Below are 14,890 nucleotides of genomic sequence, written 5' to 3' on the forward strand. Positions count from 1 at the left end.
CCGAAGTCGTTGGTGTGTCGAGGGGAGACCTGCGGGACCAACGCGGGAGAGCCTGCGGCCCTTCCTCCGGGCGAGGTAGGCGAGGGCGATGAGGTCGGGCAGGCCGGTCAGGTCCGCAGGAAGGGATACCTGCAGGAGCCGGTGCCAGGTTGTGGGAGGAGGTCGTCCAGAGGCGTGCGGGCCGGGCGGCGGGGTGTCGCTGGAGAAGCAGGTACGTACGCTGAGGGATCACCCTGCCGGCGCCGGTGACCGGGTGGCATTCGTGAGGAGGATCGCTGCATGCGGGTTCTGATCATCACCGCGGGTTCGCGGGGTGATGTTGCGCCGTTCACAGGCCTGGGGCGGCGCCTGCTGGACGCGGGCCATCAGGTCGCCGTGGCCGCGCACCCGTCATTCGCCGCACTCATCGGCGAGTGCGGCCTTGAGCACCGGCCTGTGCCGGGAGACCCGCAGGGGCTGCTTCGGGCCTGGTCCCGGGCAGCGTCGCGGGAGGAGTCCCGCGCGCTGACAAGGGCGTACGCGGACGGACTCGCCGACGGGGTGGCGGAGGCCGTGGCGGGCGGAACCGACCTGCTGCTGACCGCCGCCGGCCCGGCACCGCTCAGCCGGACCGCCGGCAAGGCGTTCGGCATCCCCGTCATCGGCACCTACCTCGTACCGGCGTTCGCCACCGGCCAGTTCCCGCTGCCCGGCGCACGGGACGCCGAGTGCCTCGGACCGGAAAGCAACTTCACCGCGGGCCGTGCAGTGGAGAAGCGGGCGGCAGGGCTCTTCGCGGGCGCCGTGACTCTGCTGCGCGACCGACTCGGGCTGCCCGCCGACGCTTCCTCTGCACCGGGGGACACCGGGCCGGTCTTCCACGGCTTCAGCCCGCTGGTGGTGCCGCGTCCTGAGGACTGGCCGTCCCGGGTCCAAGTGGCGGGCTACTGGTGGCCCGCGCGGCCGTACCGCTGGCAGCCCCCGGCCGAGCTCGTCGATTTCCTCCAGGCGGGTCCGCCTCCGGTGTTCATCGGGTTCGGCAGCATGGCGCCGGGGCAGGGGGAACAGCTCAGTGAGCTGGTGGCCCCTGCGGTGGAGCGGGCGGGCGTACGTGCGGTGGTGCAGGCGGGGTGGGCCGGACTGAGTGGGCGCGGTGGCGACGTCCTGGCTGTCGGCGACGTCCCGCACGACTGGCTGTTCCCCCGCACCGCCGCCGTCGTCCATCATGCCGGGGCGGGTACCACCGCGGCCGGACTGCGGGCCGGAGTGCCCGCCCTGCCGGTACCCGTCATGGCGGACCAGCCGTTCTGGGCGTCTCGGCTGTATCAGCTAGGAGTTGGCCCCCGGCCTCTGCCGTTCCAGGACCTCACCGCCGAAGCCCTCGGTGCCGCCATCAAGGCGTGCGTGTCCGAGCCGGACTACCGCCGCCGCGCGTCCGCACTCGCCCACCGCATCGCCGCAGAGGACGGCGCCGCTACTGTGCTCGCCCACATCGACTCACGGGGCGCCGGGTGAACAGGAGCAGTGCAGCCGGGCGTTGCGGTGGACACGAAGGCCTCCGTGTGTGGTGAAAACGCGACACCATCACCACACACGGAGGCCTTCGCCGTCATCAACTGGCGGCTCACGACGTACGTTTACCTGTCACTCCGCGCCGCAGCGGGAGAACTCCTGGGCCAGGCCAGGCCAGGCCAAGAGCAAGACCAAGACCAAGGCGAAGATGCGGAGCGGTAAGGCTTCTCGCTCAAGGTGACACTGACCCAGTACTGATGGACAGGAGTGACGACCCATGGCGGTCTCGGCTGGATTGCACGTGAGCCCGGAATTTCCCGCGATGCTTCAGCGGATCGACGCACTCGGCGGGACGCTCGACGCGGAGGCGGACGCGGCCGAGGAGCTGGGCAGGCTCACCGAGGACACCACGCGGGCGTTGCTGGGCGCTGGGGTCGTGCGGGCCGCACTGCCGCGGAGCCTGGGCGGCTACGAGTTCTCCCCGCGCCAACTGATAGAGACGGTCGAGCGGGTCAGCTATCACGAGGCCGCGGCCGGCTGGACGATGATGGCGCTGCAGCTGATGACCGGCACTACTGCGGCCTATCTCGATGCCGCTGCGGCGGCTGAATTGTTCCCGGATGTCGCGGGCGGGGGACACGCGTTGTTGGCTGGGCACGGCACCCGGCCCGGCCGGGCCGTCCCGGTGGAGGCCGGCTATCTGGTGAGCGGCAGTTGGCAGTTCGCCTCCGGTATGGCGCACGCCACCCATATCCACAGCGCGATCCAAGTCGAGGGCACCGGTGAGCTGCGGGTGCTGGCGATGCCGAAGTCGCAGGTGGAACTCGTCGACAACTGGGATGTGCTCGGGCTGCGTGCGACGCACAGCATTGACTACCACTGCGCCGATGTGCACGTCCCGGCGACGCACACGTACCTCGCCACCACGACGAACCCGGCCAACGGTGGCGCGATATACCGCGTCGGCCTGGTCAACATGTCTGCGATCGGGCACACGGGCTGGGCGTTGGGTGTGGGGCGGCGCCTCCTCGATGAACTGAAGGGGTGGTCGCCGCAGCCAAGTCCGGCACACGCAACGCCGCCGTCGACACCACGCAATTCCATGCGGAGTACGCGACCGCCGAAGCCAAGCTTCGTTCGGCGCGGGCGTGGGCGAGGGAGGTATGGCAAGGCATCGAAGCCACTCTGGACGCAGGCGAGGTGCTGAGCACCGAGCAGGACACGCTGCTCAGACTGACGCTCAACCACGCGACGTGGACCGTCCAGGACGTGGGTCAGACGGTGCACCGATGGGCGGGGACGGCAGCGATCCGGCGCGGCCCGATCGACCGGTTCCTGCGTGATCTCGCCACAGGTTCCCAGCACGTCACCTCAAGCCCCACGGTCCTGCAGAACTGCGGGAAGTGGCTCAGCGGCGCCCAGCCCCAAGCACACTGGGAATTCCTCGACTTGACGCCGTGACCGACCAGTCGGCGAGCGAGCACGGCAGGACTGGGGATGCCGGCGGGTCGTGCGTGACGTCTGTTCAGGGGGAGTGGGCTTGGGTGCAGGCTCGGCTCCGTACCCTCGCAGCCGCGTGAGCCCCTCGTCACCGGCTCCCGAGGTGCGCAGCCCCTCCGGACCGCTCCGTCACGCCCGGACGCGCTCGGCCTCACGGAATCTGTGGTTCGGAAGGCGGACGACGACCGGGAATGAGTGAATCAAACTGCTCATGAGTGTCGACAGCACCGGCCCGGGGCGGACTCTGCCCAGAACTCCTTTGCAGCCACGGATCGGTGCTCCTGAGGATGACGTCAAGGGGCGCTGGGCCACCGAGGTCAGCAGATGCTTAGGGTCGCTTCCATGACGAGGACCACGCCGCCACGCCCGCTCGATGTTGAGGCGCTCTTCCCAGAGCTGGCCGCCTACCGCGGAACGACCACCCGGCTGCACCCGCGGCCGGGCAGCCCGTCGGTATCCTCCAGCTCCGTGGGTGGGCCCCTGCTGTGGCCGGCGGACGAGCCGTGGCCGGTGTGCACCGAGCCGCACGCGCGTGGGACCGGACGGCGCCCCGCGGACATCCACCGGGAGCGCCAGGTCCTCGCGGGCGCTTGGGAGCGTGACCCTGGCTCCGGCCCCACGGCGGAGGAGCGGGCACTCCTGGTGGAGCTGTCGCGGGAACACTGCGCGGCCGGGGTGGCCGACACCGACCCGCTGCCGATGATCGGCGTCGCCCAGCTCTACCGGCGGGACCTCCCCGACCTGCTGGCGGGCCCGGACGGCTGCGACCTGCTCCAGGTGTTCTGGTGTCCCTTCGACCGGCACGGGAGGACCGGGTACGGCATGTCGCTGGACCTCCGCTGGCGCCGCTCTTCCGAGGTATCCGAGGCCCTGGCCGCACCGCCCCGACCGGAGGTCGTCGGCTACCAGGGGTATGTGCCGGAGCCCTGCGTGCTGCACCCGGAACAGGTGACCACGTACCCGTACGCCGGTTTGCTCCCCGAGGACCTGTGCGCCCGAATCGATGCCTGGGAGGAATCCCTTGAGGAGGAGGCCGACGACGCGGCGGACGCTGACATGCCCGAGCCGCCCGCCTATCAGTACGACCTGTCCATTCCGCCCGGCTGGCGCGTCGGAGGGTTTGCGTCGTGGCACCTGACCGACCCCTCTCCCATGGACTGCCGCGTCTGCGCGGCACCGATGGACCTGCTGCTGACGATCGACAGCCGGGAGTGGGACGGCGGCAGCGGCAGCTGGAAACCCATCGAGGAACGGGACCTGCCCGCGCACCGTTCCGCCACACCGACCGAGGTCACCGTAGGCCGTTGGGGTCAACTGAATGTCTTCGCTTGCCCCGGCGGCCCCTCACATCCGCACCGCTGGAGCATCCAGTAGGCCGTGAGGGCCCTGGCCCTGGTCCTGGCCCTGCGCTTGCTCGGTCGAGTACAGCCGAGGCGATGGCGGGCGGCCCAGTGTTGTCCCTTCTCGTGGCCATCGAACGCGGCACAGTGTCGATCAGGATCCGCTTCGATCGGGTGCCTCTCGAAGGAGCGAACACCTGCTGTCTGAACTGGTGAACTGGACCACCAGTAGCACGCACGGATCCACGCCAATGAGGCCCCATCCGGCCGGACGAACGCGCTGTAGGCGCAACGGCGGTCCTCGGCCGTCCTCGTAGTCGCAGTGGGCGGGCGAGCGCGGGGGCACGTCTGCCACTGGCCGGCGATAGGAATGTTGAGGGCGGAACTGTTCTCCCACGTGCGGGCGCATGACTCGGGCCATCGTCCGGGGGAGACGGGGGCGCCATGGCGGGACCTCGTGGAGAGTCTTACGGAGCCACCAAGGCAGGGGCACTGTGGGAGAACCGCACCTGGTCTGTCCCGCGTCTCCACCAGGGAACGGATCCGGAACGTACAGAGAGCTCGCCCCGTGACGCGTACCACTCAGCACGACCTCAAGGCGCCACCGACGAGCGGAAACCCGCAACGCGGCGTCACCGCCACGACGTTCGCCGTCCTGCGGCGAAACCGGAGGATTCTGGCGGGTGCGACGGTACGCGTCGTCGGCCTGTCCGGACTGGCCGGGCTGCTGACGACGGTCGCGATTTTCGCGCTCGCCTGGCCCGTCTTCACCCGTATGCGCAACGAACGCATCTGGTACCACCACGTCGAGGATCCCTACCTCCACGACAGTAGCGACCTGGTGATGGTCGCCCTCTGCACGCTCCCGCTCTTCCTGCTCCTCCTCGGATCCGGCAGCGCGGCTCTGCAGAGTGTGTACTCCCGGGCCGTGACGGCAGGGCTCACGGCACGGCCTCAAGCATCGCCGGAGGACGAACGGTTGCGTGCCTCGGTCCGCACACGGCTGCGGCCGGTGCTCGCGGTGTACACGCTGCGCAGCCTGGTCGTATGGCCCCTTCCGCTGCTCGTCGCTGTTGTGGCGAACAGTCTCACCGGGTCCCAGCTCGACACCGAAGACCAGCTTCTGGAACGCGGGTCGTGGCCCTACACACTGGTCGCGGCCTCTCCGGCGGCGGCTGCATTCGTCGCCGTGCTGCTGCGCCTCGCGCTCGCCCTCGCCCCGGCCGCCGCAGCCGGCGGACTCGGCCCCCGCGCGGCCCTGCGCCGTTCCTGGTCACTGACGTGGACGCGCGCCGGAGGAGCCCGCGTCCTCGCCCTCGCGCTCCCGCTGGCCGCCCTCACGGCCGGTGTGCTCCGGCTGACGGTGCAACTCGCCCTACCGCTGCGCCCCCTCGTGCGAACGTTCCTCGAACAGGCCACGGGTAACTTCTTCGCCGCTTACTACGCCGGCATCCTTGCCCCGGTCGCCGTCGGCATCCTGGTCACCGCGGCCCTGACCCTTCCCCTCACCTGCACGGCCTTCGCGGTCCTTGACGACCACCTGCGCGCGCCCGGTAGCTCTCCTCGATGTGCCGGGGACACGGCGGACTCCACCGCCTGACACCAACGCCGGCCCCGGACCCGGGGCCGGTGCACGCCGGCCACGCCGCGTCCCTCACCTCACAGGGCAATTACACCTAGCGTGCGGCGAGCCGCTCCATCAGGGCGGCGCTGCGCGCCAGCACTTCCCGCTCCTCGCCGGTGAGCTCGATCTCAATGGCTTGGGCGAGCCAGCCGGCCCTGCGCCCGCGCTCCGCATCGAGTGCGGCCTGCCCCGCAGGGGAGAGTTCGACCAGGGCCTTGCGGCCGTCCGTGGGATGCGCGCGGCGGACGACCAGGCCCTGTTCCATGAGCAGCCCGACCGCACGGGCCATGGACTGGGGCCGTACGCGCTGATCCGCGGCGAGATCGCTGGTGGTCATGGCCCCGTCGCGATCAAGGGTGCCGAGCACGGAGACCTGGCCGTGTGGGATCCGATCCTCGTGCTTCACGCGCCGCGTGAGCTTCCCCATCGCGGTACGCAGTTCGGTGGCGACGGCGGCGGGTTCCGGGGTGCGCATAAGGCACTTTAACCGGTGGTCACCAGCGAGACTGCGCACCCTGTCTGTACAGCTGAACTGGACCGATGAACAGGGCAGCGCAACTAAACAGCACAACTGAACAGCACAACTGAACAGCTGAACTGAACAGCATTGCTGTAGAGTCGGCGTTGTCGCGGCACGCGCCAGCGTTGTCGCAGCAGGGCCGCGGCGTGCATCAACGCGAAGGAACTCCGATGGTTTCCACAGCAGTTGAGTCCACCGTCATTCAGTCCGTCACCGCCCGCAGGGTCCTCGACAGCCGCGGCAACCCCACTGTCGAGGCCGATGTCCTCCTCGTCGACGGGTCCCTGGGCCGCGCCGCGGTCCCGTCCGGCGCCTCGACCGGCGCACGGGAAGCCGTGGAGTTGCGTGACGGGGACCCCGGTCGCTGGCACGGCAAGGGCGTCGACCGCGCGGTCGCCCACGTCAACGGCGACATCGCGGCAGCGGTCAAGGGACGCGACGCCGACGATCAAGCGGGCCTCGATGCCGCACTCGTCGCACTCGACGGTACGGCGGACAAGTCCCGCCTCGGCGCCAACGCACTTCTCGGCGTCTCCCTCGCCGCCGCCAAGGCCGCCGCGGCGGCCCACCGCCAGCCCCTCTACCGCTACCTCGGCGGCGCCGACGCCCGCCTTCTCCCGCTGCCGATGATGAACATCGTCAACGGCGGCGCCCACGCCGACAACCCGCTGGATTTCCAAGAGTTCATGATCGCTCCGGTGGGCGCCGAGAACTTCGCGGAAGCCGTCCGCATGGGCTCTGAGGTCTTCCACACGCTCCGTCGCGACCTGCTGTCCGCCGGGCACGCCACGGGCGTCGGCGACGAGGGCGGCTTCGCGCCCGCGCTGCGCACCGCGGAGGAGGCACTCGACTTCGTCATGACAGCCATCGACCGCACCGGATACCGGCCCGGCACGGACATCGGTCTGGTCATGGATCCCGCCTCGTCGGAGTTCTTCCAGGACGGTACGTACGTGTACGCGGGGGAGGGTGTGCGTCGCACGCCCTCCGAGCACGCCGCATACCTGGCCAAGCTGATGGATGCGTACCCGATCGTCTCTATCGAGGACCCGATGGCCGAGGACGATCTGGACGGCTGGCGGGAGCTGACCGCCCGCGTCGGCGATCACTGCCAGCTCACCGGCGACGACGTCTTCTGCACCAACGAGGGTCTGCTGCGCGAGGGCATCCGCACTGGCGTCGGCAACTCCGTCCTGGTCAAGGTCAACCAGATCGGCACCCTGACCGAAGCCCTCGCGACGGTCGCCACCGCGCACCGTGCGGGCTGGACCGTCGTCATGTCGCACCGCTCCGGCGAGACGGAGGACACCACCATCGCGGACCTGGCGGTCGCGACGGGCTGCGGCCAGATCAAGACCGGATCGCTGTCCCGGTCCGACCGTACGGCGAAGTACAACCAACTCATCAGGATCGAGGAAGAGTTGGGTGCCTCGGCAAGGTATGCGGGCGGAGCGGTACTGCGCCGCTCGTGACGGCAGGGCCGGCGTGCGTCATCCACGTCCCCCGCGCCCGTCGCTGCTATCCGCCTCCGGCTTCGGTCGTGCCCCGCCGGAGAGCCGGAGAGCCGGACAGCCGGCCGGTCGGACAGCCGCTGAGCCGCTCAGTCGCGGAGTCGCGGAGTCGCGCCAAAGCATCTCGGCCTCATGCCTGGCATGCGTGAAGGCTCGCGTTGGTCGATCGTCAATGGAACGTTGATCGCGGCTCCCTAGCGTTTCTGGCGCATAGACGATCTCCGATCAACAGCGAGGTGAAGTGCCCATGTTGTCCCGCACCCAAGGCAAAGGCAGGCTCTCTTCCTTATACGCCGGGGCGAACGCCCCCCGGTGGCGAACGGCGGTCATGGCCGGGGCGCTCGTGACTGTGTCCGTGGTGGCGCTGGGTACGGCGTCCGCGGCGTCGCAGGGTTCGGAGGAGCCGACGCAGGCCGCTGTGCAGGCGGCTCCGGCGACCGACTCGGTGCGTGAGCACTGGAAGCCGCCGACGGTCCGGAGCGATGGCCCCGCGGACCCGCAGCCAGGCAAGATCAACACTGACTACCTGATCAGTGAGGTATCGCCGGCGCAGTTCAGGGGCTATTGGTACCAGTCCCACGTCAAGGGGGTCAGTGTCACGTGGGTGGCGCCCTCCGGGCGGGATCCGTACAACGGCTGGGACTGGATCGAGATCCAGGACAGCAACGGCAAGCGCGTCACGTGGGACTGGGCCTGTGGCAATGCCAATTGTGGCGCGTACGGCTCGACCCTGATCGATGCCAACCTGACGAAGGGCGCGAAGTACAAGGCCCTCTACTTCAGCGACGGGGGCCGGGTCACCAAGGGTCACCTGCAGGCCGAGTTCGAGTTCTGGGCCTGACATGGGAGACGCAGCACAGATGAAGCGAAGGGTGGAACGGGCCGAAGGGCACGAACGCGGGTCGGTGCGGCGGCGGTTGGTCAGCGCGGCGGTGGTGGTTTCCGTATTGGCGGGCACCCTGGGCGCGGGAGAGGCGGTCACCTACGGCGCACCGGCCCGGCCCGGACAGGGCCAGAGCGCCCCATCCCAGCTCCAGGCGCAGGCGCAGCCGAGGGCGGTGACGGACGACGAGGATTTCGCCGACCTCTATACCCGTACGGTCGCGAACGTCCGCGGCGCGATGCTGGGGGAGCAGAGCGTCCGACGGCCCGGTGCCGGCCACCTGATCCAGAACCCCGACCCCGACGTCTTTCAGTCGATCAACATCGGACGGTTCACCGAGGACGAGTTCATCCTGGGCGGCATGGTCCGAGGAGTCTTCCGCCGGTCCGACAGCTATCTGCTGGGTTTCTATGTGGAGAACCGGGACGCGAGCCGCCGGGTCTTCTACACCTTCACCGAGCAGGTGAACGGCCGCACGAGGGACATGGTCCCGGGCAACGTGTACCCGGGCGTCCGCAGGGAGCACTTCGGCTGGGGCGTCACGTACCAAGGCCTCCCCGCCACCACTATCAGCCGGAGCCGCCTGCGGGAGGCGGTGCTCGCCATCTTCCATCACGACCCGAACACGAGCACCCACACGTTGGAGGCCGGAGTCCAGGCGCTGGCCGTGGCCCTGGCCGAAGGGGCGCGGTTCCAGGCGATTCCCGCGCAGATCGCTCAGGCGATCCGTGGCAGGACGGCCTGGGTCGTGGGCAACCACGCGGACGAGATCAGGAACTGGGACCAGCGGTCCCGGGTCGTCTTTCAGGCACGCGCCAACGACCCGAGCGGCAATGGCGAAGTGTGGCAGCAGCGCCGTGAATACGACTGGAATGGGGCCCACGTGCTGCTGACCGCACTGGATCTCGCCCGTCGGCTCTACCTGATCAAGCCACCGACGAGGAAGGGCTGACATCCACGAGGAAGGGCTGACGTCCACGAGGAAGGGCTGACGTCCACGAGGAAGGGCTGACGTCCACGAGGAAGGGCTGACGTCCACGAGGAAGGGCTGACCTTCACACAGGCCCCCCAAGGCGCTCACTGGGACGGCTGCCGCCCTGTTCCACCGCGTGCTGGAGGAGGCACAGCGGCCACTGGCACTGCTGCGCCCGCGCCCGCGCCCGCGCCTGCGCCAGTGCCTCGGCGCGGGCGCCTGGCGTCCTCGGCGGCGACGCCTGTCACGGTTGCAAGGTCGGGAAGATCGGGGCCTGGACCGATGGGGAGTTACTGACCTTCAAAGCGTGGAGTCGTAGGAACCGGCGTGATCGGGTTTGGTGACGGCTGCTTTGGCGGCTCGCTCGATCTTCGCGCACTGGGCTTCCCAGAAGGTCGCGTCGCGATGTGGCGTCGCGTACCGGGCTGTTGCGCCTGTCGACTCGTCGAGTTGTTCGCGCAGGATGTCGGCGTGTCCAGCGTGCCGGCTTGTCTCGGTGAGCATATGGACCAGGATGTTGAACAGCTTCACGTCGGGGCGTGGCCACCAGGGCACGTGGCCGGGAGAGTCGATGGCGAGGGCGGTGATCGTCGCGTCTGAGTGCTCCCAGGCGCGACGGTAACGGTCGACGACCGCGCCGCGCGTCTCGTGCTCGGTCGCCCACATGTCGGCACCGCGTTCCCCGGCGTCGTCCCACCGGGGCAGAGGCTCAGGGAACGGCCGGTCGAAGACCTCACCGAAGTATCTGGACTCCAAAATCGACAGGTGCTTGACCAGGCCGAGAAGGTTGGTGCCCGTCGAGGTCAGGGGGCGGCGGATGTCGTACCCGCCGAGCCCGTCGAGCTTCCAGAGCATCGCCTCGCGGATCTCTCGGAGATCGCTGTGCAGGTACTCTTTCGCGAAATCATCGATCACGGGCCATGAGCCTGTCATGAGCCGTCGGCGGGCTCAACCTGCTTCCACGCCTGCTGCCTGCTCGACGCATACCGCGGAGTACTAGCAACGGCGGCCCTGGGGCCAGCACCATCTCCACCTCAGTAGTAGCGCAAGTGGGGGGCGACCAGGCTCTGTCGTGTCTCAGCGTCGGTTCCCCGGGGTTGCGTGGCGGGGGATGCCCGGAGCCGGTCCGCCTCCGGGCCGTGCGGACACCGTGGGAGCCGGTAGCGCGACAGCCGCCGAACATGCGCAAGCAGCATCGCGTCCGGTATCCCAGCCGGTCGAACCTCCCCCCGGCTTGGGCGCAGAGCAGGCGCGTCACCTCGAACGCTTCGGCGGCCGTCGGCTCGATCCGCCCGTCCGCACGGATTGATGTCGACGACTCCGAGAAACGGCTCGATGGGGTGAGACGGGACAGCCGGTGCGACGCGCCCTACCGTGCCGTCTGCCCGCTCGACACCGATAACCTGTGGGCCGTTGGCCGTCCGACCAGCGCCGAAGCGGAGGCCTACGCCTCCGGCAGGGCCACGGGCACCGCTTTGGACACCGGTTTGGACACCCGCCTTGGACACTGGTTTGGACACTGGATACGCGGCCGGGGTGGCCGCCACCCAGCACGCAGGCGGACTCCCGCGCCACCTGGCCGCGATCCGTGCGGAGTTCCCCGCCAGGACGCGATCGTCCAATCCGCGGACTTTGACCGGCCCCGGCCGGTGGTCCCTTCCCCCTCTTCGTCCCCATGACATCGGAGCCTCGATGATGAGATCCACACCCCGGGCCGCCGCGTCCCTCCCGGATGGTGTTGTGCCCGCGCAGCCTCCCCACTACCGCTGGGTCGTGCTGCTCCTGTGTTGGGCCGGGTTCACCATGACGTCGATCGACCGCTCGACCTGGGGTCCTGCCTCGCCCGCGATCAGTGACTCCTGGGGCGTTCCGCTCGCCGCCCTCGGTGTGTTCGCCACCTGCTACTACATCGGCTACGTGGTCTCCAATGCGGCGGGCGGGTTCCTGACGGACTGGTTCGGCAGCCGGGTCGTGCTGGGCATCAGCTTGCTGGCCTCGGGCGCGTTGATGGTGGCCTTCGGTTCTGCTACTTCCGTCCCGGTCGGGCTGGTTGTGCAGGGCGGGATCGGGCTGTTCGCCGGGGTGGAGTTCTCGGCGGGCATGAAGCTGATCACGAGCTGGATGCCTGCGCGGGAGATCGGCCGGGCCAGCGGAATCTTCATGACGGCGACGTCGCTGGGCACCGTCGTCGCCAACGCGGTCGTCCCCACCTTGAGCGAGCGGGTCGGCTGGGGTGCTTCGTACCACGTCTTCGGTGCGGCGACCATGATGCTGGCCGTGGTGTGCGCGGCGCTGCTGCGCAATGGACCGGCCACCGGTGAGGCGGGCGCCGAACCCTCCTGGCACCGTGCACTGCCCGATGTCCGGCCGCTGGCACGCAACAGGGATCTGCTGTTGCTCGGCGCCGCGGGATTCGGCGGCCTGTGGGGCACGTACGGATTCGTCACCTGGTCCAACACCCTGATGATCAAGGGGAGCGGGATCTCTCCGGTAGATGCAGGGATCGTCGTGGTGATCTTCTCCGCGGTGGCGGTCGGAGTGAAGCCACTCATGGGATGGGTCACCGACCGGCTCGGTCTCGGTATGCGTCTGCCGACCCTGGCCATCCTGCTGTTCTTCACCTTCACCCTGCTGGTCTTCGGCGCCCTGGACAGCTACTTGGCGTTTGTGGTCGTCGCACCGGTGCTCGGCATCGGCGCCTACGCCTACAGCCCGCTGACCGCCGCCATGATCCCCGTGCTGTCCGGCGACCGGCTTGCCGGCTCGGCGGCGGGTGCGGTCAACGCGGTGTGGCAGCTCGGCAGTGTCGCCGTCCCGGCGGTGATCGGCCCGGTCTTCGGTGCCACCGGCTCCTTCTACACGGCCTTCGCTGTCCTCGCGGCAGGCCCGCTGCTCGGCGCGCTCGCCCTGCTTGGCGTACGTGACGACCGGCCTGGGCGCAATGGGCGGCCCATGCCATCCAGCCATCGCGACCTGCCGACTGCTCGGGCCGTGTGAACAGGCCCTGTTCGCCTCGTAGTTCTCGCCGCGTCTCCCTGTGGGAAGGCAGGGCATGGCATCTGAGAGATCCAGCCGTCACCCGAGTCCTCGCCGGGCCCTCGTCGTGTCACCGTCCTCGCCGCCCGCCTGCCACTCCTCTTCGGTGATACGTGGGGGCCGAGTGAGTGCGAGGACGGCGGTGGCCTGCCCTCGGGGACGGGTGGTGGTCTGCACGGCATGGCTTCGAAGTGATCTGCACGATGTTGCGCAGGGAACCGTGAGTGTCGGCGAAGACGACGCCGCGGACGCCGGACGGCATCCCGAGCAGGAGCACCACGTCATACCGCAGTGGGTGGACGCACTCGTGGTCACACCGTGCTGGGCAGGGAAGTGTGGTGACGGGCAATCAGCCAGGACGGGGCGAGCTGGTCTTCTGTGAGGGGTGTGGTGCCCCTCCGGACGGTCGCTTGCCGCGGTGGCGGCACACGTCAGGAGGAGGAGAAGAGGGCGGCCGGGGTCGTTACCTCCACAGCACGCCGTCCCTCTCGTGCTCGCGCACGCGGAACGCAATCATCCGGCGTAGGAGGTCGCCTGGCACGGGCTGGCCGTAGGGAAGCTTGACCGTGCCCTTGCCGGTGGAGAAGTCGGTGAGGTCGGCGTCAAAGGCCTCGCGGGTGCTGGGTGTGAAGGCGACGTTCGCGTGCTTAGTGTGCCCGCTGACCATGAACAGGATCGTGCCGGATGAGTGCACCCATGCGGGGCTGCCCCACTTGATCGCCTCGGTCGCTTGGGGGACGGCCTCACGGGCCAGCGTGCGCAACTGCTCAAGCAGCTCTCGGCTCGGTCCGCTGAAGCCCTGGATGTACTCGTCGATGGTCTGTGGTTTGCTCATGGTGCCAGTGTGGCCCCGCCCTAGCTGTGCTTCCGCAGGCGGAGGCCATGGAGCGCAAACTTCGCTGACTTGGGAAGCTTGCTGCTGGTATTCCTCGCCACCCTCTTCCTCCTGGCCCAGGCCGTCGGCCTTGCGAAGGTCCGGCGGCTACTGGCCCGCGGCCGCCTCTTGGCTGGTGCGTCCTTCGGCGCGGCGAGGGGTGTTGCCTGACTCCCGTCGGCGGTGGGGCGCCCAGCAGCACCATCGTCGTCTGGTTCTGAGGCTCGTCCGGGGATTCACCGTGGAGCAGCATGGCGCCGGGGACTCTCCCGGGCCCGCTGCCGAAGTACGCCTGGCGCCGGGGACTCTCCCGGGCCTGCTGCCGAAGTACGCCCGCGCACTTCCCTTCCGCGCCTTCCCCTCGGCGCCGCCTGATGGCTTGTGAGGTGTTATCCACCTGGTCTCCGCTATCGCGGTGCGATCGCAGTGAGCCAGTCGTCGACGGTGACGACATCCGCCCACTGGGGGAACAGTCGCTCGATGAGGACCCGGTGCATCTCCGGATCGGTGTCCAGGCAGGCGTCGGAGAGGACGGTGAGGCCGAAGTCCAGGTCGTTCGCCTGGCACAGGGTGTACAGCACCACAGCGCTGGTGGCGATGCCGGTGAGCACGAGGCTGTCGATGCCGCGCGCCCTCAAAACCACGTCGAGATCGCTGCCCGAGAATGCGCTCGCCCGTCTCTTGGAGACCACCACGTCGCCCGGCCGAGGCGCGACCTCGGGGTGGATCTCGGTTCCTGGGTGCCCCTCGACGAAGAGGCCGGCACGCGCGATGGCGGTGAGAGCCCTGTTGCGCGTGCCGACTTCCGGAAAGCCGGGGCGTAGCGCGATGACCACGTAGATCACAGGGATGTTTGCCGCACGGGCCCCGTCGATCGCCCTGCTCAGGCGTGGCAGGTATCCGGAGCCATCGTCGGCGATGTCGACGATGTCCTGTTGAACGTCCATCACGAGAAGGGCCGTGTTCATGCAGTCTCCAGGAACGAGGTCAGTCCGACGCTATTCTGACAAAGAAAAAGAAGGTGTCACCCTCCTCCAAATGCGGCAACCAAGGGGTGATCGCGGCGGCTCGTAACACGGCCCAACAGTGGCGGAGTTGAGGCCATACCTTCTGTAGGTGAGGGGCGGGCCGAACAAAA

At 69.1% G+C, this 14,890-nt stretch carries 12 protein-coding genes; 8 read left to right on the forward strand and 4 right to left on the reverse strand.

Annotated elements, in window-relative coordinates; all coding sequences use genetic code 11:
* Nucleotides 1-279 precede the first annotated feature (279 nt).
* The 4 genes from ACIRQ7_RS29615 to ACIRQ7_RS29630 all read left to right on the forward strand — a co-directional run bounded on the left by ACIRQ7_RS29615 (nucleotide 280) and on the right by ACIRQ7_RS29630 (nucleotide 5,931).
* On the forward strand, nucleotides 280-1,494 hold the full coding sequence (locus tag ACIRQ7_RS29615) for a glycosyltransferase (RefSeq protein WP_404265692.1): 1,215 nt from the start codon (nucleotides 280-282) through the stop codon (nucleotides 1,492-1,494).
* A 1,041-nt stretch (nucleotides 1,495-2,535) separates the two neighbouring features.
* On the forward strand, nucleotides 2,536-2,952 hold the full coding sequence (locus ACIRQ7_RS29620) for a hypothetical protein (protein WP_404265693.1): 417 nt from the start codon (nucleotides 2,536-2,538) through the stop codon (nucleotides 2,950-2,952).
* Between the two features lie 381 nt (nucleotides 2,953-3,333).
* Nucleotides 3,334-4,365, forward strand: a complete 1,032-nt coding sequence (locus tag ACIRQ7_RS29625; protein ID WP_404265694.1) for a hypothetical protein — start codon at nucleotides 3,334-3,336, stop codon at nucleotides 4,363-4,365.
* 534 nt (nucleotides 4,366-4,899) lie between these two features.
* Complete coding sequence (locus tag ACIRQ7_RS29630) at nucleotides 4,900-5,931, forward strand: hypothetical protein (protein ID WP_404265695.1); 1,032 nt, start codon at nucleotides 4,900-4,902, stop codon at nucleotides 5,929-5,931.
* A 76-nt stretch (nucleotides 5,932-6,007) separates the two neighbouring features.
* Here the strand turns inward: ACIRQ7_RS29630 and ACIRQ7_RS29635 are convergent, their stop codons facing one another.
* Nucleotides 6,008-6,430, reverse strand: a complete 423-nt coding sequence (locus ACIRQ7_RS29635) for a MarR family winged helix-turn-helix transcriptional regulator (protein ID WP_404265696.1) — start codon at nucleotides 6,428-6,430, stop codon at nucleotides 6,008-6,010.
* A 215-nt stretch (nucleotides 6,431-6,645) separates the two neighbouring features.
* On the opposite strand from ACIRQ7_RS29635, the gene eno reads away from it, so the two are divergent.
* The 3 genes from eno to ACIRQ7_RS29650 all read left to right on the forward strand — a co-directional run bounded on the left by eno (nucleotide 6,646) and on the right by ACIRQ7_RS29650 (nucleotide 9,821).
* A complete protein-coding gene (gene eno / locus ACIRQ7_RS29640) occupies nucleotides 6,646-7,947 on the forward strand; it encodes a phosphopyruvate hydratase (protein ID WP_404265697.1) in 1,302 nt (433 codons plus the stop codon).
* A 382-nt stretch (nucleotides 7,948-8,329) separates the two neighbouring features.
* The gene (locus ACIRQ7_RS29645; protein ID WP_404265698.1) at nucleotides 8,330-8,827 is read left to right on the forward strand and encodes a hypothetical protein; all 498 of its coding nucleotides are present in this window, start codon (nucleotides 8,330-8,332) and stop codon (nucleotides 8,825-8,827) included.
* A 19-nt stretch (nucleotides 8,828-8,846) separates the two neighbouring features.
* Entirely contained in the window at nucleotides 8,847-9,821 is a 975-nt protein-coding gene (locus ACIRQ7_RS29650; RefSeq protein ID WP_404265699.1) for a ribosome-inactivating family protein, read from the forward strand.
* A gap of 321 nt (nucleotides 9,822-10,142) precedes the next feature.
* Here ACIRQ7_RS29650 and ACIRQ7_RS29655 read toward each other — a convergent pair whose 3' ends face one another.
* Nucleotides 10,143-10,757: a DinB family protein gene (locus tag ACIRQ7_RS29655; protein WP_404265700.1), complete on the reverse strand. Its 615-nt coding sequence runs from the start codon at nucleotides 10,755-10,757 to the stop codon at nucleotides 10,143-10,145.
* Nucleotides 10,758-11,582: 825 nt separating this feature from the next.
* Here ACIRQ7_RS29655 and ACIRQ7_RS29660 point away from each other — a divergent pair.
* Complete coding sequence (locus ACIRQ7_RS29660) at nucleotides 11,583-12,839, forward strand: nitrate/nitrite transporter (RefSeq protein ID WP_404265701.1); 1,257 nt, start codon at nucleotides 11,583-11,585, stop codon at nucleotides 12,837-12,839.
* 502 nt (nucleotides 12,840-13,341) lie between these two features.
* Here ACIRQ7_RS29660 and ACIRQ7_RS29665 read toward each other — a convergent pair.
* The gene (locus tag ACIRQ7_RS29665; RefSeq protein WP_404265702.1) at nucleotides 13,342-13,713 is read right to left on the reverse strand and encodes an iron chaperone; all 372 of its coding nucleotides are present in this window, start codon (nucleotides 13,711-13,713) and stop codon (nucleotides 13,342-13,344) included.
* A 446-nt stretch (nucleotides 13,714-14,159) separates the two neighbouring features.
* The gene (locus ACIRQ7_RS29670) at nucleotides 14,160-14,720 is read right to left on the reverse strand and encodes a cysteine hydrolase family protein (RefSeq protein ID WP_404265703.1); all 561 of its coding nucleotides are present in this window, start codon (nucleotides 14,718-14,720) and stop codon (nucleotides 14,160-14,162) included.
* Nucleotides 14,721-14,890 lie beyond the last annotated feature (170 nt).

Origin of the sequence: Streptomyces sp. NPDC101393 (genome assembly GCF_044767385.1) — a bacterium.
Lineage (GTDB): Bacteria > Actinomycetota > Actinomycetes > Streptomycetales > Streptomycetaceae > Streptomyces.